This window comes from Burkholderia singularis (assembly GCF_900176645.1).
GTDB lineage: Bacteria > Pseudomonadota > Gammaproteobacteria > Burkholderiales > Burkholderiaceae > Burkholderia > Burkholderia singularis.
Map to the genome: position 1 here is coordinate 1 of NZ_FXAN01000113.1, position 24,481 is coordinate 24,481.

General features: G+C 64.3%; 19 protein-coding genes. 13 read left to right on the forward strand and 6 right to left on the reverse strand.

All coding sequences use genetic code 11. The features are described 5' to 3' along the window. The 3 genes from BSIN_RS23200 to BSIN_RS23210 form a co-directional block, all read right to left on the reverse strand. The coding region (locus BSIN_RS23200; RefSeq protein ID WP_143757530.1) for a DUF4214 domain-containing protein at positions 1-1,474 on the reverse strand (1,474 nt) is incomplete at its 3' end. 234 nt (positions 1,475-1,708) lie between these two features. Beyond that, the gene (locus BSIN_RS23205; RefSeq protein WP_143757531.1) at positions 1,709-2,983 is read right to left on the reverse strand and encodes a hypothetical protein; all 1,275 of its coding nucleotides are present in this window, start codon (positions 2,981-2,983) and stop codon (positions 1,709-1,711) included. A gap of 626 nt (positions 2,984-3,609) precedes the next feature. Beyond that, the gene (locus tag BSIN_RS23210; protein WP_059513322.1) at positions 3,610-4,803 is read right to left on the reverse strand and encodes a polysaccharide biosynthesis/export family protein; all 1,194 of its coding nucleotides are present in this window, start codon (positions 4,801-4,803) and stop codon (positions 3,610-3,612) included. A 389-nt stretch (positions 4,804-5,192) separates the two neighbouring features. Here BSIN_RS23210 and BSIN_RS23215 point away from each other — a divergent pair, with 389 nt between their 5' ends. After that, the gene (locus tag BSIN_RS23215) at positions 5,193-6,350 is read left to right on the forward strand and encodes a glycosyltransferase family 4 protein (RefSeq protein WP_089342161.1); all 1,158 of its coding nucleotides are present in this window, start codon (positions 5,193-5,195) and stop codon (positions 6,348-6,350) included. Then, entirely contained in the window at positions 6,351-8,366 is a 2,016-nt protein-coding gene (locus BSIN_RS23220; protein WP_089342162.1) for a capsular polysaccharide export protein, LipB/KpsS family, read from the forward strand. Positions 8,367-8,424: 58 nt separating this feature from the next. On the opposite strand, the gene BSIN_RS23225 is transcribed toward BSIN_RS23220, so the two are convergent. After that, the gene (locus BSIN_RS23225; protein ID WP_089342163.1) at positions 8,425-10,227 is read right to left on the reverse strand and encodes a glycosyl hydrolase family 28-related protein; all 1,803 of its coding nucleotides are present in this window, start codon (positions 10,225-10,227) and stop codon (positions 8,425-8,427) included. 224 nt (positions 10,228-10,451) lie between these two features. On the opposite strand from BSIN_RS23225, the gene BSIN_RS23230 reads away from it, so the two are divergent. The 3 genes from BSIN_RS23230 (at position 10,452) to BSIN_RS23240 (ending at position 13,704) form a co-directional block, all read left to right on the forward strand. After that, positions 10,452-11,882: a mannose-1-phosphate guanylyltransferase/mannose-6-phosphate isomerase gene (locus tag BSIN_RS23230; protein ID WP_089342164.1), complete on the forward strand. Its 1,431-nt coding sequence runs from the start codon at positions 10,452-10,454 to the stop codon at positions 11,880-11,882. Positions 11,883-11,905: 23 nt separating this feature from the next. Continuing rightward, the gene (locus BSIN_RS23235) at positions 11,906-12,754 is read left to right on the forward strand and encodes a class II glutamine amidotransferase (protein WP_059513301.1); all 849 of its coding nucleotides are present in this window, start codon (positions 11,906-11,908) and stop codon (positions 12,752-12,754) included. Positions 12,755-12,891: 137 nt separating this feature from the next. Further along, on the forward strand, positions 12,892-13,704 hold the full coding sequence (locus BSIN_RS23240) for a mechanosensitive ion channel family protein (protein WP_089342170.1): 813 nt from the start codon (positions 12,892-12,894) through the stop codon (positions 13,702-13,704). Between the two features lie 122 nt (positions 13,705-13,826). On the opposite strand, the gene BSIN_RS23245 is transcribed toward BSIN_RS23240, so the two are convergent. After that, on the reverse strand, positions 13,827-14,495 hold the full coding sequence (locus BSIN_RS23245) for a VTT domain-containing protein (protein WP_059513327.1): 669 nt from the start codon (positions 14,493-14,495) through the stop codon (positions 13,827-13,829). Between the two features lie 226 nt (positions 14,496-14,721). Here BSIN_RS23245 and mutL point away from each other — a divergent pair, with 226 nt between their 5' ends. Then, positions 14,722-16,764, forward strand: a complete 2,043-nt coding sequence (gene mutL / locus BSIN_RS23250; RefSeq protein WP_089342165.1) for a DNA mismatch repair endonuclease MutL — start codon at positions 14,722-14,724, stop codon at positions 16,762-16,764. Then, complete coding sequence (miaA, locus tag BSIN_RS23255) at positions 16,761-17,744, forward strand: tRNA (adenosine(37)-N6)-dimethylallyltransferase MiaA (protein WP_089342166.1); 984 nt, start codon at positions 16,761-16,763, stop codon at positions 17,742-17,744. Before mutL ends, miaA begins: the two co-directional genes overlap by 4 nt. 174 nt (positions 17,745-17,918) lie before the next feature. On the opposite strand, the gene purM is transcribed toward miaA, so the two are convergent. Continuing rightward, on the reverse strand, positions 17,919-18,974 hold the full coding sequence (purM, locus tag BSIN_RS23260; protein ID WP_089342167.1) for a phosphoribosylformylglycinamidine cyclo-ligase: 1,056 nt from the start codon (positions 18,972-18,974) through the stop codon (positions 17,919-17,921). Positions 18,975-19,087: 113 nt separating this feature from the next. On the opposite strand from purM, the gene hda reads away from it, so the two are divergent. From hda to panB, 6 genes are all read left to right on the forward strand, one after another. Beyond that, positions 19,088-19,828 (forward strand): DnaA regulatory inactivator Hda, encoded by a 741-nt coding sequence (gene hda, locus BSIN_RS23265; RefSeq protein ID WP_059513309.1) that lies wholly within the window; start codon positions 19,088-19,090, stop codon positions 19,826-19,828. Positions 19,829-19,849: 21 nt separating this feature from the next. Then, positions 19,850-20,536 (forward strand): histidinol-phosphatase, encoded by a 687-nt coding sequence (locus BSIN_RS23270; protein WP_059513311.1) that lies wholly within the window; start codon positions 19,850-19,852, stop codon positions 20,534-20,536. Beyond that, positions 20,533-22,110 (forward strand): polynucleotide adenylyltransferase PcnB, encoded by a 1,578-nt coding sequence (gene pcnB, locus BSIN_RS23275; protein ID WP_069233841.1) that lies wholly within the window; start codon positions 20,533-20,535, stop codon positions 22,108-22,110. The genes BSIN_RS23270 and pcnB overlap by 4 nt, the downstream gene beginning before the upstream one ends. A 33-nt stretch (positions 22,111-22,143) precedes the next feature. Further along, positions 22,144-22,671 carry a 2-amino-4-hydroxy-6-hydroxymethyldihydropteridine diphosphokinase gene (gene folK / locus BSIN_RS23280; RefSeq protein WP_059513316.1) on the forward strand — a complete coding sequence of 176 codons (528 nt, stop codon included), beginning with the start codon at positions 22,144-22,146 and terminating at the stop codon, positions 22,669-22,671. Continuing rightward, positions 22,668-23,351, forward strand: a complete 684-nt coding sequence (locus tag BSIN_RS23285; protein WP_089342168.1) for a deoxynucleoside kinase — start codon at positions 22,668-22,670, stop codon at positions 23,349-23,351. The genes folK and BSIN_RS23285 overlap by 4 nt, the downstream gene beginning before the upstream one ends. A 63-nt stretch (positions 23,352-23,414) precedes the next feature. Continuing rightward, positions 23,415-24,230: a 3-methyl-2-oxobutanoate hydroxymethyltransferase gene (gene panB / locus BSIN_RS23290; protein WP_089342169.1), complete on the forward strand. Its 816-nt coding sequence runs from the start codon at positions 23,415-23,417 to the stop codon at positions 24,228-24,230. Positions 24,231-24,481: the final 251 nt, after the last annotated feature.

A 24,481-nucleotide genomic window follows, 5' to 3' on the forward strand; every position in this document is an offset into this window, starting at 1 on the left:
TCGCCGCCAGCCCCCACCCTTCGTACATGCTCGGGAACACCGTGAACAGGCAGTTCGCGTACAGGTGCGCCAGCAGGGCGTCGCTGACGCCCTGCAACCAGACGATCTTGCTGTGATTCTTGAACACCGGCATCCGCCCGATCTGATGCAGCATGTCGTCGATACCCCAGCCCTTCATGCCGACGAAGATGAGCTGCGGACAGTCGGCGCCACGGTCGCGATACAACTCGCGCCAGACATTGACGAGCAGCCGGTGGTTCTTGCGCGCTTCGAGCGAGCTGACGTATAGCACGTACTTGCCGTGATACAGCACGTGCCGCAACGTATCGACATCCTTTTCGTTCAACTGAGGAAGCCCGGCGCCGCGCGCCGGCGCCGCGAGCGGAATGACGTGAACGTCGGGAAAATGCGTCTCGACGCCGGCCTCCTCCCAGAAATTGATCAAGTCCTTGCGGGACGTGTTCGAGATGGCAAGCACTTGTGTCGCCGTATGCGCCATATCGACGAAGTGACGACGAAACGTTTGCGCCATTTCCTGACGCGCGCTGAATTCCGGGAACAGGATCGGCACCAGGTCGTAGCAGCAGCCCACCATCTTCACGCGGTACTTGCGCAAATATTTTGCGATGTCGTGAATCGGCGAAAGATCCCAATCGATGCCGATCGAAACGAAGGTGTCGGCACCCGACAGTTCGAGCTGCGGCAAGGTCCCGTGGTGATACTGGGCAACGGAGGTATCCGTGTTATCGCACCAGCGTTCGGACAGAATGTTGTCCACGTGGCGGCGGTCAAGCTCCCGCAATACCTTCGCGGCGGGATCCCACAGCGCGAACCTCACGTTCTCGTAATCGGCGAGATATTTTGCGAGTTCCCGCTCGACGCGCACGATGCCAACCGGTTGCGCACGCCAGTGATGGCTGGTGGATAGATTGAACACGAACCGTTCATTCGTCCGGCCGAGCACCGGGCCACCGCCATGCAGCGCGTATCGGGACTGCCGCATCTGCAGATTGACAATCTCCCGCAATTGTTCGAGCAATTCCTGCGTATGCGACAAACGCGCATTCACCTGATTCAGATGCGTGGCGGTCTCGCTCGACAACACGGCGAGTGAATTTTCGACACGCTGCAATTTCTGCTCCGCGCCAATATACCGCCCGACATCGGATGGCCCGAACAGTTTGCCGACGAGTGGCCACCGGGAACGGCGCCAATGCAGCATCGCATATTCAAGGCCGGGCAGCGCGCGCCGCTCCTGCTTCATCTCCGGCGACGAACACAGCTGATCGATGATCTGGAGCTTGTTGACGCCGCTTTCCAGTCTCGACAAATAGTATGACGCGCCCTCCTGATCGGGGTCCCGTCCCAGCAGCGTGCGATATGCGCAATAGACAAACTCTACGCCGTCGTACACCAACATCTCTTCGAGTGTGGCAGCCGACGCAATATTCTCGTACCGGGTATTAGTCAACATGATTACGCTAGACAATTTTTCACGCCTCTGGGAGCCGTGGCTGCGAATTGAGCCAAACGGCAATCGTCATCCTTCGTATCTCATTGCTGCTTGCTGTCTCCTTTCGCATGCGAAGCGAAGGGGCATCATGGCCCATTCTCGCCGCACATTGCCTAAAACATTTTTCAACAGCTCTATCGCATTCCTTAATTCATCATTCCGACAACATCGCCTTGCGCCTGCTTCATATGCATGCTACGTCGACGAGCCAAGCAAGCCCGCCGCCGCATCGCGCGATGATCCTGCTATGGCATCCTGAACATCGATCGAACATTCGAGCGCAACGAGCAAGGGCCCGGATAATTCCGAGGCCGCTTGCATTTCGTCATCTCCGTCGCATCCGTCCCACGACGCGAGAAAACCAAGCAGGCGCAACCCACCGTTCACTGGCGCACAAAAAGACATGCAACGGTGGCCGCCGTCGTCCTGCCCAAACACGATCTTGTCGACTTCGTTGCCGTCGACGTCGAGCGCAAGCGTCGGCCGCCATCGAAGCGATTCGCGCGGCACCGATGCTGTCAATTTCCCCCGCAGCATCGCCTGTTCGCATGCTTTGTCGAGCGGCATTTGCATGACGGCTCTCCCCCAGTCGATCCGAACACCGTCCGGCTCATGTGCGGCAAAACCATCAAGCAAATAATGTTCGACAGCGGACTTCGAGAAATCGAATGCGATCCGCTCGCCCATGCGCAAAGGCCGCGGAAGCTGCTCGACTTCCATCTCGCCCATCCGCTGCGAGCGCAGTTCGACGCGATCCGACTGCGCGCTGCCCACCGAGGCCGCCGGGATCAACCGCCGGCGGCTTGTCTGCTGAATCTCTCCTCTGTCCAATTCACGGAAAGCCCAGGATTCCAAACTGCTGCGCAGATAATTGTTGCCGGCCGCAAAACAGCCGACATCCGATTCATCGCGCCGAATCACCTCGTCGCCGGCCCGGCCGAGCAAACGCTCCCAAAAAACATCGAACAAAACGCCATGCCCGATCGCCGATGCACCGCGATCTATACCAGGTACCATGAATTTATTTAACGGATGCGACAACAGAAAATCGCATCGCTGTCCCGCATGTTGGGCTTCGAGCCCTAACGATGAAGATAACGATAAAAAAAACGGAATGTCGCAACTGGAAAAAATAAATCCGTATCCGTTCGCACGAACGGACGTCACACTCTTGCCAAGCTCCGAACGCAGAAATTCCGTGACGGCTCCATTTTTAACTTCATACGGATGTTCGAGAAAGAAAATTTCGTCATATCCGGCCAATTGCGCATCCAGGCTCTGCCGGCAATCACGCCATTGCACGAAGCGGCCGTCGCGAATCAAAGCGGCATCGCACGGTGTTTGCCCAATCAGAACGGGCGTTTGCGCGGGCACATCGAAGGCTGGAATATGTCTACGGAAAAAAAGCGCACGCAGCCGACGAACCTGCATGGCGATCTCGTGATCCGGCACGCCGAACGCCGAAAGCATGTCGCAAACTTCAGCCGAATTCGAGTATCCGTAGAAGCATAGATCGCGCAAAAACCGCAGCGGATGAATGTGCAAACTCAGATAGGTCTTGCCGCCGCGCGCAAGCAGACGCTTGAGCACGGGAGGCAATTCGAAACCGACGATCAGATCGTATTCGAGCAGCGCGGCCACCGTGTCCGCAAACGCCGGCAAATCGTCCGCATCGTAAAGCGCGGCCCAGGCAGCCGGCGAATCGGCCAGATATTGCGCGTGAATATCGCTGGTGAGCGACGCACGCAATCCCGCGCTGTCGAGCGGCGGCACGATCACGTCGGCACGCACGCCCCATTTCGATTCGAATGCGGGTACGCCCAGAATCTGGACCAGCCAGTCCAGATTCCGATATTGGCCGTTGTCCGCTTTCCCTCTGCTCAAATCGACTCGAAGGAAATCGCACGTCAGCGCGACTCTGCGTATCGTCTGCATCGTACCGCCGCCCTCTCTGCGAATCCGGCAAAGAGCGGCCCAGGCACGCCGGGCCGCAAACCACCCTGCCGGTCGGAATCATGCGCCCGCCTGCACGAAATGCCGCGGCATGAATCCCATGCCGCTATGCGAGGCGGGAACGACGTCGATCTGATCGTCGACTATCTGAAGGTTTGTACGCCGGTCGTCACCGGGTAGGCTACGCTGAACACCAAGTTCAGAATTTTCTGCAGCTCGGTGACCGGAGCGTTCGAGATATACAACAAGTCTTTGTTGTCCATCATGAAGCTTTGCGTAACGAAAAACGATTCCGGGTCTCGCAGATTGACCCGATAAATAACAGGAACCTTACCGTCGGCCGTAGTGCGGACCGGCTGCGAAGGCCACGTCAATGCCTTCGCGTCCTCGAGACGGTAAATGAACACGCCGCGCGCATCGGAGCGCGAATCGTCGAGCCCGTTCGCGCGTGCCAGCGCTTGAGCGAGCGTGATACCTTGCGCCTCGAACTGAACTTCCTGATTCTTGCCCGTTGCACCCAACGCCGTGAAGCTGTACGGCTGGTACAGCAGCGTCACGACATCACCCGCGCGCAGCGGAATATTCTGCTTCGGGTCTTGAATCACGGACTGCAACGGCAACGACGCGACCGTCTTGCCGCGCGTCACCTGGATCGTCATCTTGTCGACCGGCTGACGCACGCCGCCGGCGGACGCAAGCGCATCGAGCAGACGCTCTCCACGCGCGGTCAACGCCATGCGATCGCTCTTGACGACCTCGCCGACGACCGTCACATACGACGTCGTATTCTTCGACAACCTCACCAACACCTGCGGATCGTGCGCGATGCGCTTGAGCCGCGCCACGATATCGCGCTGCAATTGCACCGGCGTGCGGCCGGCGGCCTTCACGTTGCCGATGAAGGGCACGCTGATCATTCCGTCCGCGTCGATCGACTGCTCCGGCAGCACCGTCGCGCGCGCATTGCCCGGCGCGGCAATCGCAGAACTCGACGCGCTTCTCGCATCGGTCAGCCCCGCGGCTCCGAATAGCGCCGCCGGGGGCGCTTCCCAAATCACCACCTCGATCGTGTCGCCAATACCGAGCTGCTGCTGAAACGCGGGATCATTGCCGAGCGCGCCGGAAAAGTCGTCGGTCCGACGCTCCGCAAGCAGCTTGCGCGTCACGTCATCCGTCAGATCCACGATCTGTATGCCCGCCGTATTCGGCGATTCTGAGACCTGCGCAATTCGCGCCGCGCTGGGCCCCGATGTCGGAATTGCCGAGCAGCTCGTGAGAACCACGATACCCGCAGCGTACGCCAATAACAGAGGAACCCGATATAAAGTAAATGGCATTTGATACGAGTATAGATTTGGGATCGGCACAAATTGTCGCACGTTGCGCGTTCGCATAGAATAGTCGATCACGAATATCGTGCGCAATGCAGCAAGCAAAATTCACTACACGATTCTTCGCGGCGTGGTTCTTCACCAATTTCACATGGTTGAAAACTTGCAACGAATATATAACGCGTTTGAGCGGCAAAGCCTATGTTTAAGCCGGCATCCGTTGGGATGCCGTAAGAAAAGTCTCAGATAGAAATCGGGCGAAACATTGTGCGAAATGGAAAGAGATCGCAGTCGGTTGCGGCATCGGACTCAAACGCGCGGCCGCGCACCGGTCACACACCCCGCCACACCCGCTCCGCTACAACGCCAACCTTGCGCCAGGGAGTCGCAATCGAGTGACGCCCATCCTTCTCGACATCACGCGCCTGCTGTCACGCCTGCATGCCGGCCTGATTCCAACCGGCGTCGATCGCGTGGGGCTCGCCTATATACAACGATACGGCAACGGCGCGCGTGCCGTCGTCAGCGAGCAGGGCTTCTTCACGATCATGACGGAGCAGGACTCGCGGCAGATATTTTCCCGCTTGTTGTCATCCACGCATGACCGGCCGTTCATTCGCCGCACCGTCATACGCGCGTGGGCGGCACTTGCGCTCACGCGCATGCGCCGCATCGAGCGCGGCATCCTGTTGCACACGAGCCATACCGGTATGGAGTTTCCTCGCTACTATCACGCGATGGCCAAGCACAACATCCGCTCGGTATTCATGGTGCACGACTTGATTCCGCTGACGCATGCCGAATATTGCCGCCCGGGCGTAGGCAATGCTCATCGCCGGCGCATCCATACGGCGCTGCGTCACGCTGACGGTCTGATCGCCAACTCGCAAGCAACGCTCGATTCGATCGCGAGCGAAGCGAGGCAGGCGCGCCTGAGGTTGCCGCCAAGCGTCGTCGCGCATCTGGCGCCCGGCATCGAGCATGGCGCAGCGCAAGCCGCTCCGCTCGACAAACCGTACTTCGTGATGCTGGGCACGATCGAGCCGCGCAAGAATCACTGGCTGATGCTGCATGTCTGGCGCGATCTGGCCGAGCGCCTGGGCGACGCCGCGCCGCGGCTCGTTCTGATCGGCCGCCGCGGCTGGGAATGTGAAAACGTCGTCGACATGCTCGAACGCTGCGAGCGTCTGCGTGGCCTCGTCATCGAGCAAGCGCAGTGCCCCGATGCGCGAATGCGCGCGTGGCTGCAGCATGCGAAGGCGCTGCTGTTTCCGTCGTTTGTCGAAGGCTATGGGATGCCGCTCGTCGAAGCGCTTGCGCATCGCATCCCGGTGATCGCAAGCGATCTTCCCGTGTTCCGCGAAATCGCATCGGATATCCCCGATTATCTCGATCCGCTCGATGGTCCCGGCTGGTTTTCGAAGATTGTTTCGTATATGCAACCATCGAGCGCCGCGCGCGACGCGCAGCTTGCGAGAATCGAACAGTTCAGCGCGCCGACCTGGTCGACACATTTCGAAAAGGTCGATCGCTTCATCGAGTCGCTGGGCTAAATGTTTCGCTTCGCGACACGCCGGCCGCATGCGCACGACACCGAATTCGATTTGCGCGGCATCACGCGCGGATCACGGCTGCTGTGCTGGGTGCAGGGCCGCACGGATCTGCTATGGCAGGACAGCCGTTGCGGCAGGATCGTGCTGCGCATCGCCCGCCGCATCGGGCGCCCGTCGCGGGCCGCATGGCCCGGCCCCATCGTGCTGCGCCCTGCGCGGCGCGCGCCGTTGCTGTCGTGGTTCGTCTTGCCCGGCGACGCGTCGGGCGCAACGTCATTCGTCGCGCAACTCGATCAAGCGCTGAAATCCCAGATTACTTGGGATACCGAAGCGCTGGCGACGCGCCTGATGCGCCGCTTGCTCGATATGAGCGGCAGCGTCATGCCTAGGCACGAAGGGCCGCAAGGCGCCACCCCGCCCGCGCAGGCAGCCGGGCAGACCGTCGCGCTCATCGACGAGCGCGTCACGTCGCCGCTGGACCCCGCATCGGCCCACGAGCGCAGACAACGCTTCAAGCGGATGCTCGATATCGCCTGCACACGCCATCCCGGCGCACAATTCGAAATCATTCGCTCGAACGATGCCGGCACGGGCCCCTGGCTCACATCGCCCTGGGCCGCAGCGATCCCGCGCGACGCGCAGACGCCGACGCAATCGCATCGCCGCTGGGCGGCGCTGCTCGACGCCGATCACGTCTATGTGCTGAGCGCCTCGGAAGGCGTGCTGCCGATACTCGCGAGGCGGCCGGTTCATGTCTACGGCACGCCCTACTATGCCGGATGGGGCTTGTCCGACGACGATGCACCGATGCCGGAGCGAACCGCGCGCCCGACCTTGCCGGCGTTCTTCCATGCCGTGTTCGTCCAGTTCGCGCGCTATCTCGATCCGCACACGCATCGCCCCGGCACCCTGGATGCTGCGATCGACTGCGTGCAGCTTCAGCATGCGGTCGAAGTGCGTTTTTCCGCGTTGGAGCACATCGCCGGCGTTCGCTTCCAGTGGTGGAAGCGCCCGTTCGCCACGCCGTTTCTGAGCGCGGGCGGCGGCACACTGCGCTGGATACGCGGTTTGTCCGAGCTGCGCACCGGCGAATACGCCGCACTCTGGGGCGCGCGTCACAGGGACGACATCGGCGGCGGGATACACTGCGTCCGGATCGAAGACGGCTTCATCCACTCGAACGGCCTCGGCTCCGACATGAGCGCGCCGTGGAGCCAGGTCATCGACACACGCGGCTTGTATTTCGATCCGAGCCAACCGAACGATTTGACTGATATCCTCAATCATTCGGAGTTCGACGCATCCGAGCTGCAACGCGCCGCCAGGCTACGCGCGAGCATCGTCGAAGCCGGCATCACCAAATACAATCTCGGCAGGCGCACGCCCGACTGGCGGCCGCCGAGCGGCCGGACCGTCGCGTTGGTGCCCGGCCAGGTGGCGGACGACGCATCGATCAAATTCGGCACGCTCGGCATCACGACGTCCGACGCGCTGCTGCGCGAGGTGCGCATCCGGCGTCCCGATGCATTCATCGTCTACAAACCGCATCCGGATGTGTTGTCCGGCAACCGGCAGGGCTTGATCGACGCGCAGACGCTCGCCGACGTCGTCGATACGCACGCCGATCTGCTTTCATTGATCGAAATCGCCGACGAAATTCACACGCTATCGTCGCTCGCCGGTTTCGACGCGCTACTGCGCGGCAAAACCGTCTTCACCTATGGCCTGCCGTTCTACGCCGGATGGGGGCTGACGCACGACGCGATCACGCCCCTTGCGTGGCGCGAGCGAAGGCTGTCGCTCGATATGCTCGTCGCTGGCGCATTGATCCGTTATCCTCTCTATTGGGACTGGCGCCTGCGCCTCTTCTCCACGCCGGAGGCTGCGGTCACCCGACTCGCGCCGCACGCGCGCCGGCCGCTCGGCACAATTCGCGGCAACCGCACGCGAATCTTCGTGAAGATCTTTCGCTGGACGCGCAATGCGATCTCGCATTGGGCAACGCGCATCGGATAACGTCAACGGTGCAGCGCGTGAGCGCCCGCGCGCATCGCCACGGAGCATTCGATGCGCATCAATACAGCCTGTACCACGTCGCATTGCCGCCGTGGCACAGATAGGCGTTCCCGGTGCCCGGAACGAGCGACGTCGCCGCCCCCGCGACCGCACCCGACGACGCATCGACCGACAACGCTCTGACGGCCTTCGACGACGTATAGCGCACCACGGCCCCATCGTATTGCGCCGCGCATGCTGGCAACTGGATACGCAACGCACGCAGGTCGCCTTTCGGCGCCATCACGAGCGAGCCGCTCTTCGCCGCAAACGTGACGGTTTGCCCATCGGCAGGCATCGCGAACGTGTACGACTTGTCCACTTCGCGCCCCGTATGGCTGATGCCGCCGTCCACCGTCAAATCGCCGTGCAGATTGCCGGGCACGCCGCCGTCGACGCCATTCGCGTTACCGAAAGCCGTCATGCGACGCGATGTCGGCGGAAATGCGAACCGCCAGCCCACGCCGACGTTATTCGCGATCACGTGGTTTTCGTCGGTTGCGACGTCGATGAACATGCCCGAGCCACTGCCCACGCCGATGATCCGATTGCCGACGATCGTGCCCTGGCTGTTCGGCCCCAGTTCGACGACCGGGTGAGACAGGCGCGGATTCGCGTCCGTTTCGAATTGACTGCCCGACAAAATCAGCGTGTTCCAGCCCGTGCCGCTGGCGGCTATGGCCGTCATATCGCCCCACGTGCGAAAGTGGCCGTTGGAGATCTGCAAATATCCGCCGCCGGGGCCGGACAGTTGCACCATCGGCCGAGCGAGCGGCGTGACCGCCGCGAACACGCAAGCAGAACAGCGCACGTATCCGCCCGTCATGTTGATCGCCTGATAGTCGCGGTAGCCGACCGAAAAAATGCTCGACGCAATTGCCAACGAGCCGCCTTGCACGATCAGGCCGCCGAAGGAATCGAGATTGAGATTGGACAGCTCGCCGAATGTCGTGCCGCTCGCAGTCTTGATGAACTTGAGCTGACTCGCGTATTGAAGCAGGTTGTCGACGTGAATGTCGTCACAACGGCCGGATTGAATCGACACCTGCGCCGCGGCGTTCCAAATCGCATATTGACGCTGCGTGATGTCGAACGGCCAAAAATGCAGATGACTGATCCGAACCGAATCCGTTGCGCCGTCTATGTCGATGCCCACGCGGTATGCAGACATCTCGAGATTGTCGATGCGCGCGCCGCCCGAATCGCCGCGCATGTCGATGCCGACCGTCGCTTGGCTGATCTGCATGTCGGACATCGTGAAGCGAGGCACATTGCGCAGATAAAACGCGGGGGGGTAGACGTTCAGCTCGGCGCGCGACGACGTATCCGGTTGCTCAAACGTCACCTTGAAATCGCGAAATTGCGGCCCTTCGCGATTATTCGACGCCGGCCCCATGGCCGGTGTGTAGAACACGCCCGGCGCGGATTTCCGGAATCGCGCCGACACGCGCACGATCGTCCTGCCTCGGCCATTGCCTTGCACGATCTGGCCGGGCTGCACGCGAATCGCATCAGTCACGACACAGGTGCCGCCCGGCAGCTCGACGCTCGAGCCGCTGTCGACAGCCGCCTGCAATGCCCGCGTATCGTCGCCCGTTCCGGAGCACAGTGCGCCGAAATCCCGCGCACTCACCCGATCCCGGCCCCGCCGCATCGCCGCCTGCATGTTATCCGCCGCCGCATCGGCGGCACTCTGCGCGCTTGCCGCAGCACCGGGCGCCGGTGCGCCGGCGGTGTCCGGCGCACCCTCCCGGGCGCTCGACGCGAACGGAGCGCATCCGATCGCCAAACCCGCGAACCACGCGCAAAACGCCCGTTTCATCCCGATCCCTTCACTTTTCGCAGCCAATTCCGTGCCCGTCACACAATGTTAGGTTCAGCTTACAATCTACAGCCCGAGCGCGTTATTTCATGCTTGGAGCGGCTTTACGTGGGGCCGCCGTCACCGAAGTTGCAATTATTAAACCTCAAAGCAGCGAAAATGATGAAAAATAGCGCCGTCATTATCGAGCACCGGCCGGTCCACGGCCCTATCCGAGGCAACGTATGAACATTTATCCCACCATTCTGTGCGGCGGCAGCGGCACGCGGCTCTGGCCCATGTCGCGCGGCGGCTATCCGAAGCAGTATCTGAAGCTCGCCGGCGAACACACGCTCGTCCAGCAGACTGCGTTGCGCGTGCGCGACGTCGCCGGCATTCGCGCGCCGATCGTGGTCACCAACAACGAACAACGTTTCCTCGTCGCCGAACAGCTTCGCCAAGTCGGCGTCACGCCGTCGTCGATCGTGCTCGAACCGGTAGGCCGCAATACCGCGCCTGCGATCGCGATCGCCGCACTGCTCGCCTATCGCGAGACCCCCGACGCGCTGTTGCTCGTGCTGCCGTCCGATCACGTGATCGACAACGAATCCGCATTCGTCGACATCGTGCAGACGGCCGCGACCGTGGCGGCCGACGAGCATCTCGTCACGTTCGGCATCACGCCCGCGCAGGCGCATACGGGCTACGGCTACATCCGCCGCGGCGCCGCGCTCGCGGGCAGCGCGGAGGTCTATCGCGTCGACGCGTTCGTCGAAAAACCGGATGCGCCGACCGCCGAGCGCTTCGTCTCCGACGGCGGCTACTACTGGAACAGCGGGATGTTCATGCTGAAGGCATCGACCTATCTCGACGAGCTGCGCCGTCTCGCCCCCGACATCGCGCGCCAGGCCGAACTCGCGCTCGATGCCGCGCATCGCGACCACGACTTCCTGCGGCTCGACAAGGAAACGTTCGCCGCCAGCCCGAACGTGTCGATCGACTATGCGGTGATGGAGAAGACCGGGCATGCGGCGGTCGTCGCCGCGGCCAATCTCGGCTGGAACGACATCGGCTCGTGGAGCGCGCTCGCCGATATCGCCACGACCGACGACAAGCGCAACGCGCTGATCGGCGACGTGTTCACCGAATCGGTCGAGAATTCGTACATCCGCGCGGAGCACCGGATGGTCGCCGCGATCGGCATCGAGAACATCGTGATCGTGGAAACCGCCGACGCCGTGCTCGTCGCGCACCGCGACAAGGCGCAGGACGTGAAGAAGGTCGTCGAATGGCTGAACGCGTCGGGCCACCAGGAATCCGTCACGCACCGCCGCGTGATCCGGCCGTGGGGCTCGTATGAAGGCATCGATCAGGGCGAGCGCTTCCAGGTCAAGCGCATCGTCGTCAATCCGGGCGCGCAGTTGAGCCTGCAAATGCATCACCATCGCGCCGAGCACTGGATCGTCGTCAAGGGCACCGCGGTCGTCACGAACGACGGCAACGAAATCATCCTGACCGAGAACCAGTCGACCTACATTCCGCTCGGCGCGACGCACCGGCTGAAGAACCCCGGCAAGATTCCGCTCGAGTTGATCGAGGTGCAGTCGGGCGCGTATCTCGGCGAGGACGACATCGTCCGTTTCGAAGACACATACGGACGCACCTCCAACACGTAACACGCGCGGCGGAGGGACTCGCGATGTGTCGCTGGCTCGCCTATACCGGCAATCCGATTCAACTCGAAAGCGTGCTGTTTCGCGCGAAACACTCGCTGATCGACCAGAGCCTGCATTCGCGGCTGGGCGCGACGACGACCAACGGCGACGGCTTCGGAATCGGCTGGTATGGGCAGCCTGATGAAATTCCGTTCCGCTACCGCAGCGTGAGTCCCGCGTGGAATGACCGTAATCTGCGCGAAGCGGCGCGCGCGATCCGCTCGCCGCATTTCGTCGCGCATATCCGCTCGGCAACCGATACGCCCGCGCAGGAGACCAACTGTCATCCGTTTCGCCACGGCCGTTGGCTATTCATGCACAACGGGCTGATCCGCCGCTATCACACGTTGCGGCGCGATCTGATGATGCGCATCGATCCCGCGCTTTTCCCGTCGATCGAGGGTTCGACCGATTCGGAAGTGATGTTCCATCTCGCGCTGACGTTCGGACTGGAACAGGCGCCGCTGCCCGCGCTCGAACGCATGGCGGGCGCGATCGAAGAGGCGGCCGCGCGCCACCGCGTCGACACACCGCTCAACATGACCGTCTGCGCGACAAACGGCGAGCAGATCATCGCGGTGCGCTATTCGAGCGAGCGCGACTCGCGCACGCTCTTTCACAGCACATCGTTTCGCCATCTGCACGAGCTCTATCCGCATGATCCGCGCATCCTGGCGGTTGGAGACGACGCGTTCCTCATCGTGTCCGAGCCGCTCGTCGAGCTGCCCGATGCGTGGGAATCGATTCCGGAAAGCACCGCGATCGTCGCACGACGCGGCGACATCCGGCAATTTGCGTTCACGCCGCGCCATCCGGCCGCCCGCGCCCCCTGACAGCGCGGGAGGTTGTTCGATCCGCGCGAGTCGGCTATAAAAAAGGCGCCTCCTTTCGCGGCTTCGTTGCTTGCGTGACTGCACGGTCTCGCGGCCACCCTGGTTCATCCCGCCATTCTGGAGTTTTGATCTTGAACCTGGATCTCACTTCCATTCAAACTTTCATTCTCACTCGCGGCGTCGATTTCGGTCTCGAAGTCATCGCGTCGATCGCACTCTGGATCGTCGGGCGCTGGGCGATCAGGATCGCCACGAATCTGCTCGGCAAGCTCATCCGCAACAGCGGCAAAGTCGATCCGACGTTGTCGGAGTATCTGACGTCGGTCGTCAGCGTATTGCTCACGCTGCTGCTGGTGCTCGCGATCCTGCAAGTGTTCGGCGTGCAGACGACTTCGTTCGCTGCGTTGCTTGCGGGCCTCGGCCTCGCGGTCGGCACGGCGTGGGGCGGCCTGCTCGCGCACTTCGCGGCCGGCGTGTTCATGCAGGTGCTGCGCCCTTTCAAGGTGGGCGACCTGATCTCGGCCGGCGGCGTGACCGGCACGGTCAAGGAGCTGGGGCTGTTCGTCACGACGATCATCACGGCCGACAACGTGGTCACGCTCGTCGGCAACAACAAGATCTTCTCGGACAACATCTCGAACTACAGCGCGACATCGATGCGGCGAGTGGACCTGAGCGCGAAGATTGCAAACGGCGTCGATCCGGACGATGCGATCGAGCGCCTGAGAGCGGCGATCAAACAAGTGCCGAACGTCGTCGCGACGCCGGCGCCCGATATCGGCATTTTGTCGTTTACGCCGGAAGGGCCGCTATTGTTCGTGCGGCCGTTCGCGCATCCGTCGCACTACTGGCAAGTGTATTGCGACGTCAATCGCGCGATTCTCGATACATTCCGCAACGCCAGCTACCCGACGCCGGAAACGCCGGTCGCGCATCGCACGGCGTCGTGACGCGAGCGGCCGACGAGCGGGCGCGCCTGCGCCCCAGCCGCGGGCGGGCCGCCCGCCCCGGTCACCCGGCACACGCTGCGGGCGGCCCGCTTACCGGGCGCCGGCCCGTGTCGGCGCCGGCGTTATGCGCGACGCTTGTCCGACTTGCGGCGCAGCAGTTTCCATAGCGCGCCAAGCGCGACCGGGATCACCGCGGCACCCACCCCGACGAGCACGATCACGTTCAGATACTGGCGAATGAACGGAATGTTGCCGAAGAAGTAGCCGAGCAACACGAGGAGCAGCACCCAGACCAGCGCACCGATCACGTTGAAGAGCTGAAAGCGCGCGGCGCTCATCTCCGAGGCGCCCGCGACGAACGGCGCGAACGTGCGCACGACCGGAATGAAACGCGCAAGCACGATGGTCTTGCCGCCGTGCCGCGCGTAGAAATCGTGGGTTTTCTGCAGCGCTGCGCGATCGAGGAAGCGCTCGATCCCCGGAATGTGCGTATTGAACACCTTCGGCCCGATCTTGCGGCCGATCAGATAGTTGACCGTGTTGCCTCCCACGGCCGCGACGAGCAACAGCACGATCAAGCCCGCCAGCGACATCTCGCCCGTCGCGGCAAACGCGCCGCCGATGAACAGGAGCGAATCGCCCGGCAGGAACGGAAAGATCACGAGCCCGGTTTCGCAGAAAACGATGAGAAACAGCACCAGATAAACCCAGGCACCATATTGCCGGATGAAATCGCCGAGGAACGTATCGATGTGCAGGACGAGATTGACGAAATGTAACAGCGTTTCCAAATGCGTTTCCTTGTTGTGTCGTAACGGTGAGCGCGTGCCGGCCACCGCGGCCGGAGGCTAAAAATCCGCGTTGTCATGATACCGAAAGTGCCTTAAGGGACCGTGAAATTTGGTCGTAGTGTGACGGCGCGCGCCAAGCGATCGGGCCCCACGGCGGCCACGCTCCGAGCGATCGCGCCGCCGGGCGGCGGCCGACGCCGGGCGGCGGCATCGCTATAATTCCGCCATGTCCGAATTCGCCGAATCCGCCCCCGGCAGCGTGAGTGCCGCATCCGCTGCGCCAGCCGCCCCCGCGTCCGCTGCGCGCCCGCCGCGCGCGATCCAGCCGTTGCCCGACCAGTTGATCAGCCAGATCGCCGCGGGCGAGGTCGTCGAGCGCCCCGCGTCCGTCGTCAAGGAACTGCTCGAAAACGCGCTCGATGCCGGCGCAAGCATACTGCGTATCGTGCTCGACGAAGGTGGCGTCAAACGCATTTCGATCACCGACGACGGCTGCGGCATCCCCGCCGACGAGTTGCCGCTCGCGCTGATGCGCCACGCGACCAGCAAAATCCGCTCGCTCGCCGAGCTGGAGGCGGTCGCCACGCTCGGGTTCCGTGGCGAAGCGCTCGCGTCGATCGCGTCGGTCGCCGAGATGTTCATCACGAGCCGCACCGAGGACGCGCCGCATGCGACGAAAATCGACGCGCAGACGGGCGCGCTCACGCCCGCGGCCGGCTCGCGCGGCACGACGATCGAGGTGCGCGAGCTGTACTTCAGCACGCCCGCGCGCCGCAAATTCCTGAAAAGCGAGCAGACCGAATTCGGTCATTGCATCGAGATGATCCGCCGCGCCGCGCTCGCGCGGCCGGATGTCGCGATCTCGGTGCTGCACAACGGCCGTGCGGTCGAGCACTGGAATGCGAGCGAGCCCGCGGCGCGCGTCGCGAAAATTCTCGGCGAAGGCTTCGCGAGCGCCCATCTGCCGCTTGACGAGCGCGCAGGGCCGCTTGCCGTCTACGGCTGCGCGGGCCTGCCGACCGCGAGCCGCGGCCGAGCGGATCAGCAATACTTTTTCGTCAACGGCCGCTTCGTGCGCGACAAACTGCTCACGCACGCGGTGCGCGCCGCCTACGAGGACGTGTTGCACGGCGACCGTTACCCGTCGTATGTGCTGTTCCTCGATCTGCCGCCGGAGGCCGTCGACGTGAACGTGCATCCGTCGAAGATCGAAGTGCGCTTTCGCGATTCGCGCTCAATCCATCAGTTCGTTTTTCACGCGGTCCAGCGCGCCCTCGCGCGGCATGCGGGCGCGTCCCCCGAAACGACGGCGGGCGGGCACGCGGCGCACCTGGAGGCAACGCAAGCAACCGGGGCCGACGCCACGGGCACGGCATTCGTGCGACCGAGCCCTGCCATGCACGGCGCGGGCCAGCCATCGGGCGGCAGCCCGGCCGGCCATCCGTCGCCCGGCAATACCTGGCTGCGGCAATCGCGGATGACGCAAGGCACGCTGCCCGTTGCGCAGCCGCTCGCGCTGTACGATGCGCTGTTCGGCCGCAAGGAACCGGGCGCGGCAACAGACAGCGCGGCACTGGAAGCGCGCGACGAAGCGCCCGCGCAAGCATGGCCCGGCGGCGCGCCGGGCATTGCGTCGCCCGCGTGGCCAGCGCCGTCGTCCACCCCCGCCGCCTTCGACGAGCACGAGCAGCCGCTCGGCTTCGCCATCGGCCAAATCCACGGCATCTACGTGCTCGCGCAGAACGCGCGCGGCCTCGTGATCGTCGACATGCACGCGGCACACGAGCGGATTCTCTACGAGCAGTTCAAGGCCGCGCTCGCCAACCGCGCGCTCGCGGTGCAAACGCTGCTGATTCCGGTTTCGATGACGGCTACGCCGGTGGAGATCGGCACGGTCGACGAAGAACGCGAAACGCTCGATGCGCTCGGCTTCGACCTCGCGGTGCTGTCGCCGACGACGCTCGCGATCCGCGCGGTGCCCGCGCTGCTGAAGGACGCCGACTTGCCCGCGCTCGCGCGCGCGGTGCTTGCCGATCTGCACGCGTTCGGCGGCTCGCGCGTGCTGACCGAGCGGCAACACGAACTGCTCGGCACGCTCGCGTGCCATCACGCGGTACGCGCGAATCGGCGCCTGACGCTCGACGAGATGAATGCGCTGCTGCGGCAGATGGAAGCGACCGAACGCGCCGACCAGTGCAACCACGGCCGGCCGACCTGGTATCAGCTCACGCTCGGCGATCTCGACCGGCTCTTCATGCGCGGCCAATGAGCGCAAGCGTTGCCGCCCCCGTCGGAACGGTCGCATGCCTGCTCGGGCCGACCGCATCCGGCAAGACCGCCGCCGCGCTCGCGCTCGCCGCTCGCCGTCCGATCGAGATCATCAGCGTCGATTCCGCACTCGTCTACCGTGGGATGGACATCGGCACCGCGAAGCCGACGCCCGCCGAACGCGCGGCCGTCCCGCATCATCTGATCGATATCGTCGATCCGGCCGACGCCTACTCGGCCGCCGCCTTCCGCGCCGACGCGCTGCGCCTGATCGCCGACATCGCCGCGCGCGGCCGCACGCCCATCCTCGCGGGCGGCACGATGCTCTACTACAAGGCGCTCACGCAAGGGTTGAACGAGTTGCCCGCGGCCGATCCCGGCGTGCGCGCGACGCTCGACGGCGAAGCCGCACGCGACGGCTGGCCCGCGTTGCACGCGCGGCTCGCGCAAGTCGATCCGACCACGGCGGCCCGGCTCGCGCCGAACGATTCGCAACGGATTCAGCGCGCGCTCGAAGTCTATTTGTTGACCGGACGGCCAATGTCGGCGCTCCTCGCCGCAACGCCCGCCGCCCCCGATGACGGCCGCGACGCAATGCGTGTGCGCTTCGTGCCCGTTGCGCTCGAGCCGTCGGAACGCGCGGTGTTGCACGCGCGAATCGCCGCGCGCTTCGACGCAATGCTGGCGGCCGGCTTCATCGACGAAGTCGAGCGGCTGCGCCGGCGCGACGATCTGCATCCGGGGCTGCCGTCGATGCGCTGCGTCGGCTACCGGCAAGCATGGGCGTATCTCGACGGCGAAATCGATTATCAAACGATGCGCGACACCGGCATCTTCGCCACCCGCCAGCTCTGCAAGCGGCAATTGACGTGGCTGCGCGCGATGCCGGAGCGTATCGTCGTCGATTGCTGCGCGGCGGATGCGACCGCGCGGGCGCTCGATGCGCTCGAACGGGTGCTGGACGCGCCGCACGCCCGCTGACGCCGGCATCGCCGCTTGCGCCGCCCGCGCATGCCGCGAATGAAACGCGAATAAAAAACCCGGTTCGTACTGAACCGGGTTTTTTACGTCGGCGCCGCAGTTTGCCTAAACCGGAGCGCCCCTCCATTCATCCGGCGGCACGGTGCAACTTCAACGCCGCGCCGCCCGACAATCTCAGACCACTACCGTCTGCGCCTCGCCGTCGCGGCTCTCGCGCACCGCGCCGATCTTCCAGACCTGTTCGCCGGCTGCCGTCAGCTCGGCGATCGCCGTCTCGGCGTCGGCTGCCGCGACGATCACGGCCATCCCGATCCCGCAGTTGAACACGCGGTGCATCTCCGCATCGGCAACGCTGCCGTGCTGTTGCAGCCACTGGAACAGCGGCGGCAGCGGCCACGCCTGCTGGTCAAGCTCGGCGGTCAGGCCTGCGCGCAGCACGCGCGGGATGTTCTCGACCAGGCCGCCGCCCGTGATGTGCGCCATCCCCTTCACCGCGATCTTCTCCATCAGCGCGAGCAGCGGCTTCACGTAGATGCGGGTCGGCGCCATCAGCGCATCGGCAAGCGAGCGGCCGTGGAAATCGGCGGACAGATCCGGATTGGCACGCTCGATGATCTTGCGCACCAGCGAGAAGCCATTCGAATGGATGCCGCTCGACGCAAGACCGAGCACCACGTCGCCCGCAGCAATCGTACTGCCGTCGATGATCTTGCTCTTCTCGACCGCGCCCACCGCGAAGCCCGCCAGATCGTATTCGCCGTCCGGATACATGCCCGGCATCTCGGCCGTCTCGCCGCCGATCAGCGCGCAGCCCGACAGCTCGCAACCTTGCGCGATGCCCTTGACGACGGTCGCCGCCGTATCGACGTCGAGCTTGCCGCAGGCGAAGTAATCGAGGAAGAACAGCGGCTCGGCGCCTTGCACGAGGATGTCGTTGACGCTCATCGCGACGAGATCCTGGCCGACCGTATCGTGTTTGTTCAGATGAAACGCGAGCTTGAGCTTCGTGCCGACGCCGTCGGTGCCCGACACGAGCACGGGCTCACGATATTTCTTCGGCACCTCGAACAGCGCGCCGAACCCGCCGATGCCGCCGAGCACGCCGTCGCGCAGGGTTTTCTTCGCAAAGGGCTTGATCTTGTCGACGAGCGCGTCGCCGGCATCGATATCGACGCCGGCATCGCGGTAGGACAGGCCCTGGGCATCGGGAGCGGATTTCGGAGGATTCATGGGGAAATGCGAGAAGGTCGGTAAAATGCGATTTTACCCGAAGCCGGCCGGGCGTCGAACGGGCGACCGAACGCGCCGCCCGCCGGACAGCCTTACCCGATCCGATCCGCACCGTGACTGCCTCCCGTCAACTGACGCTCGATCTCGGCACGCCGCCGCCCGCGACGCTGGACAATTTCTTCGTCGGCGACAACACCGAGCTTGTCACACGCCTGCAAAAGCTCGATCTCGCGCTCGCCGCCGGGCCCGTGCCGGACCGGTCGTTCTACGTGTGGGGCGAGTCGGGCAGCGGCCGCAGCCATCTGTTGCAGGCGCTCGTGCACGACGCCTCGTATGGCAACGCGCGCTATCTGACGCCGCAAAGCGGGCTCGGCGCGTTCTCGTTCGATCCGCGCGTGTCGATCTATGCGATCGACGATTGCGACGCGATGAACGACGCGCAGCAGATCGCGCTTTTCAATCTGTTCAACGAAGTGCGCGCGCATCCGGGCTGCGCGTTCGTCGCGGCGGGCAACGCCGCGCCGCTCGCGCTCGCCGTGCGCGAGGATCTGCGCACGCGGCTCGGCTGGGGGCTCGTGTTCCATCTCGCGCCGTTGCCGGACGAAGGCAAAACGGCCGTGCTCAAGCACGCGGCGAAGGAGCGCGGCCTGGTGCTCGCCGACGACGTGCCCGCCTATCTGCTCACCCATTTCCGTCGCGACATGCCCAGCCTGATGGCGCTGCTCGACGCGCTCGACCGCTTCTCGCTCGAGCAAAAGCGCGCGGTGACGCTGCCGCTTTTGCGCGCGATGCTGGCCGCGCCCGAGCACGACGAAGCGCCGCCCGGACGGGCAGCTTCCGGCCGGTTCAAGTAGCTTCAAGTAAAATGCGTCTCCATGACTAATTTGGCACTTTTTGACCTGGATCACACGCTGATCCCGACCGACAGCGACCACGAATGGGGCCGCTTCATGGTCAGGCTCGGCATCGTCGAGGCCGACAGCTTTTCGCGCCAGAACGACCGCTTCTTCGCCGACTATCAAGCGGGCAAGCTCGACATCCACGCATACCTGGCGGCGATGCTCGCGCCGCTCGCAAAATACTCGCGCGCGCAGCTTCGCGCGTGGCACGATCAGTTCATGCACGAAGTGATCCGCCCCGCGATGCTGCCCGCCGCGATCGAACTCGTGCGCCGGCACCAGGACGCGGGCGACCTCTGCTGCATCGTCACCGCAACCAACGAATTCATCACGCGCCCGATCGCCACCGCGTTCGGCGTCGATACGTTGATCGCCTGCGAAGTGGAAACGGTCGACGGCCATCCGGATTCGGCGCTCACCGGCCGCGCAAAAGGCACCCCGAGCTATCGCGAAGGCAAGATCCTGCGCACCGACGCGTGGCTCGCGTCGCTCGGCAAACGCTGGGACGACTTCGAGCGCAGCTATTTCTATAGCGATTCGCACAACGACATCCCGCTTCTCGAAAAAGTTACCGACCCGATCGCGACCAATCCCGACGATACGCTGCGCGCCCATGCAAGCGAACACGGCTGGCGCATCCTCGATCTATTCCAACCGTCGTGATCAAGAAACTCATCCGCAAGCTGTTCGGACAGGACACGCCGAAGAAAGACCCGTCGGGGGACGCACCCGATCACCGGGGCGCTACGCCGTCCGACATTCCGTCGACGGCATCCGCTGCGACCGCACGCCGCGCCAAATCCGTGCGCGGCAAGACGAAGAATGCCGGCGGCGGCGAGCCGACCGTCGTCCCCGCGAGCGTGCACGGCATCGATCCGTCGCTCATCTCGAAAAACGCGATTCGCGTCACCGACACCCTCCAGCAAGCCGGCTTCCGCGCGTTCATCGTCGGCGGCGCGGTGCGCGACCTGCTACTCGGCATCGCGCCGAAGGATTTCGACGTCGCCACCAACGCGACGCCCACCGAGGTCCAGCAGCTGTTTCGCCGCGCGCGGCTGATCGGCCGGCGCTTCCAGATCGTCCATGTGCAGTTCGGGCAGGAATTGATCGAGGTGTCGACGTTCCGCGCGCTCGTCGATACTCCGCAAGAGCCGTCGCCGGGCGACGCTCCGACGGGGCGGGCGCCGCATGCCGCGGGCGCGAGGCGCCTGAAGCGCGACGAACTCGACCGCCGCACGCACGCAGTCGACGCGAGCGGGCGCGTGCTGCGCGACAACGTCTGGGGCGAGCAGCACGAGGACGCGGCGCGGCGCGACTTCACGATCAACGCGATGTACTACGACCCGACGACGCAAACCGTGCTCGACTATCACAACGGGATGGTCGACATGCGCGCGCGCCTGCTGCGGATGATCGGCGATCCGGCGACACGTTTTCGCGAGGACCCGGTACGGATGCTGCGCGTCGTGCGCTTCGCGGCGAAGCTCGGCTTCGAGATCGAAGCGAAGACGCGCGCGCCGATTCAGGAACTCGCGGAACTCATCAACAACGTGCCGGCCGCACGGTTGTTCGACGAAATGCTGAAGCTGCTGCTGTCGGGCCACGCGCTCGCGTGCCTGCAACGGTTGCGCAGCGAAGGCCTGCATCACGGCCTGCTGCCGCTGCTCGACGTCGTGCTCGAACAGCCGCAAGGCGAGAAATTCATCACGCTCGCGCTCAACAACACCGATGCGCGCGTGCGCGCGGGCAAGCCGGTATCGCCCGGCTTCCTGTTCGCGACGCTGCTCTGGCACGACATGCGCCAGCGCTGGGAGCAATACGCGGCGAACGGCGAATATCCGGTGCCCGCGTTAAGCCGCGCGATGGACGACGTGCTCGACATGCAGACCGAGAAGCTCGCGATCCACAAGCGCTACTCGGCCGACATGCGCGAGATCTGGGGGCTGCAGTTAAGACTCGAGAAACGCTCGGGCCGCAGCGCACTGAAGCTGCTCGAACACCAAAGATTCAGAGCGGGGTATGATTTCCTCCTGCTGCGCTGCGAATCCGGCGAACTCGATCCCGCCATCGGCCAGTGGTGGACGGATTTCATCGAGGGCGACGCCGCCGAACGCGAAACGCTTCTGTCGCAGGGCAGCCGGGACAAGACGCCGCGCAAGCGGCGGCGGCGCGGCGGGCGCGGACGGCGCACGGCAGAAGACGTCGCCGCGCACGGTGAATCCGACGCAAACGACTGACGTTCGCGGTCGAACGACGTAGGAAGGGAAGCGATGACGGTTGCTTATCTCGGCCTGGGCGCCAACCTCGGCGATGCGCGCCAGGCCTTGAAAGACGCGGTGGTGTGCCTCGCGCAGCAGCACTCCATCGTGGTGCTCGACAAGTCGAGCCTGTACCGGACGGCGCCCGTCGATGCAGACGGCGGCGATTACTACAACTGCGTCGTGAAAATCGACACGGTGCTCGCCGCGCCTGCGCTCCTCGCGCTGTGCCAGAAGATCGAGCATCACTTCGGCCGCGAGCGGCCGTACCGCAACGCGCCGCGCACGCTCGACATCGACATCCTGCTATACGGCGATCTCACGATCGACGAGCCCGATCTCGTCGTCCCGCATCCCCGGTTAACCGGGCGCGCGTTCGCGCTCGTGCCGCTCGTCGAACTCGATCCGACGCTCGTGATCCCCGCGCTTGGGCGCGCGGACGCATTTCTCGCGGCCGTCGCGGATCAGCGTATCGAGAAAGTCCAAACCTGCCAGTGCATGGCGATGCGCGCCGCCGACGAAAAGAACCGCTGCCGATGAACGCGATACCGCTTACCGTCACCGCCCCCGACTCGCGGCCGCCGTGCCGTTATCTGGCGATCGAAGGGCCGATCGGCGTCGGCAAGACGACGCTCGCGACGCTGCTCGCCGAGCGCTGGTCGATGCGCACGCTGCTCGAGCGCCCGCAGGACAACCCGTTTCTCGAGCGCTTCTATCGGGACAACGCGCGCTACGCGCTGCCCACGCAGCTCGCGTTCGCGCTGCAACGCGAGCGTCAAGCACACGAGCTTGCCGCCGCATACCAAGCGCATGCGCCGATCGTCGCGGACTTCCTTCCGCAGAAGAACGATATCTTTGCGCGACTCACGCTGCCCGACGACGAATGGCAGCTCTATCGCGCGCTCGCCTCGCATTTAAACGCGCCGGCGATCGCGCCCGATCTCGTCGTCTATCTGCAGGCGAGCCCCGAGGTGCTGTTCGCGCGGATACAGAAACGCGGCGAGCCGATGGAGCAGCAAATCGGCGATGCGTACCTGCGCTCGCTCTGCGACGCATACAACGAATTCTTCTATCACTACGACCGCACGCCCGTCTTGACTGTCGCGGCCGAGCACCTGAACCCGCTCGATTCCCCGGAGGATCTCGCGCTGCTCGCCGATCGCATCGCCACGATGCGCGGTCGCAAGGAATCCTTCGTCAAAGGCGGCGGCGACCGCTGACAGCGCGCGGCACGAGCCGATGCCGCGCCTCGTCAGATCCTATACCAACGAATCGGACCTCTCATGACCTATCTCCAGGAATCCAGCCGACCGGCCGTCACGGTGCCCAAGCTGCAGGCAATGCGCGATGCGGGCGAGAAAATCGCGATGCTCACCTGCTACGACGCGAGCTTCGCCGCGCTGCTCGACCGCGCGGGCGTCGACGTGCTGCTGATCGGCGATTCGCTCGGCAACGTGCTGCAAGGACACACCACGACGCTGCCCGTCACGCTCGACGACATCGCCTACCACACCGCCAGCGTCGCGCGCGCGCAGCCGCGCGCGCTGATTGCCGCCGATCTGCCGTTCGGCACCTACGGCACGCCTGCCGACGCGTTCGCAAGTTCGGTCAAGCTGATGCGCGCGGGCGCGCAGATGATCAAGCTCGAGGGCGGCGAATGGCTTGCCGACACGGTGCGCTTCCTCGTCGAGCGCGCAGTGCCGGTTTGCGCGCATATCGGGCTCACGCCGCAGTCGGTACACGCATTCGGCGGCTTCAAGGTGCAGGGCAAAACCGAAGCCGGCGCGGCGCAACTGCTGCGCGACGCGCACGCGCTCGAACAGGCGGGCGCGCAGCTCGTCGTGCTGGAGGCGGTGCCGGCACTCGTCGCGGCCGAGGTCACGCGCGAGTTGAGAATTCCGACGATCGGCATCGGCGCGGGTGTGGACTGCTCGGGCCAAGTGCTCGTGCTGCACGACATGCTGGGCGTGTTCCCCGGCAAGCGGCCGCGCTTCGTCAAGGATTTCATGCAAGGGCAGCCGAACCTGCTCGCGGCGGTCGAAGCGTATGTGCGCGCCGTGAAGGACGGCAGCTTCCCGGGGCCCGAGCATACGTTCTGATTGTTCCGGCTACGCGAGCCGGGCAATTCGCGCGATGACGGTTTGGAACAAAAAACGCGGCATCCGTCGAGATCGAATGTCGCGTTTTTTGGGCCTTGGATTTGAGATTGGGTTCGCGAGGCGCTGGGGCTTGCGGCTTGCGGCTTGCGGCTTGCGGCTTGCGGCTTGCGGCTTGCGGCTTGCGGCTTGCGGCTTGCGGCTTGCGGCTTGCGGCTTGCGGCTTGCGGCTTGCGGCTTGCGGCTTGCGGCTT

Coding starts and splice junctions, on each gene's coding strand:
- BSIN_RS23285 (WP_089342168.1), top strand. CDS start 22,668: ATGAACGCGATACCGCTTACCGTCACCGCCCCCGACTCGCGGCCGCCG.
- folK (WP_059513316.1), top strand. CDS start 22,144: ATGACGGTTGCTTATCTCGGCCTGGGCGCCAACCTCGGCGATGCGCGC.
- BSIN_RS23225 (WP_089342163.1), bottom strand. CDS start 10,227: ATGAAACGGGCGTTTTGCGCGTGGTTCGCGGGTTTGGCGATCGGATGC.
- panB (WP_089342169.1), top strand. CDS start 23,415: ATGACCTATCTCCAGGAATCCAGCCGACCGGCCGTCACGGTGCCCAAG.
- BSIN_RS23235 (WP_059513301.1), top strand. CDS start 11,906: ATGTGTCGCTGGCTCGCCTATACCGGCAATCCGATTCAACTCGAAAGC.
- BSIN_RS23220 (WP_089342162.1), top strand. CDS start 6,351: ATGTTTCGCTTCGCGACACGCCGGCCGCATGCGCACGACACCGAATTC.
- BSIN_RS23270 (WP_059513311.1), top strand. CDS start 19,850: ATGACTAATTTGGCACTTTTTGACCTGGATCACACGCTGATCCCGACC.
- purM (WP_089342167.1), bottom strand. CDS start 18,974: ATGAATCCTCCGAAATCCGCTCCCGATGCCCAGGGCCTGTCCTACCGC.
- mutL (WP_089342165.1), top strand. CDS start 14,722: ATGTCCGAATTCGCCGAATCCGCCCCCGGCAGCGTGAGTGCCGCATCC.
- BSIN_RS23205 (WP_143757531.1), bottom strand. CDS start 2,983: ATGCTTTCGGCGTTCGGCGTGCCGGATCACGAGATCGCCATGCAGGTT.
- BSIN_RS23210 (WP_059513322.1), bottom strand. CDS start 4,803: ATGCCATTTACTTTATATCGGGTTCCTCTGTTATTGGCGTACGCTGCG.
- BSIN_RS23230 (WP_089342164.1), top strand. CDS start 10,452: ATGAACATTTATCCCACCATTCTGTGCGGCGGCAGCGGCACGCGGCTC.
- miaA (WP_089342166.1), top strand. CDS start 16,761: ATGAGCGCAAGCGTTGCCGCCCCCGTCGGAACGGTCGCATGCCTGCTC.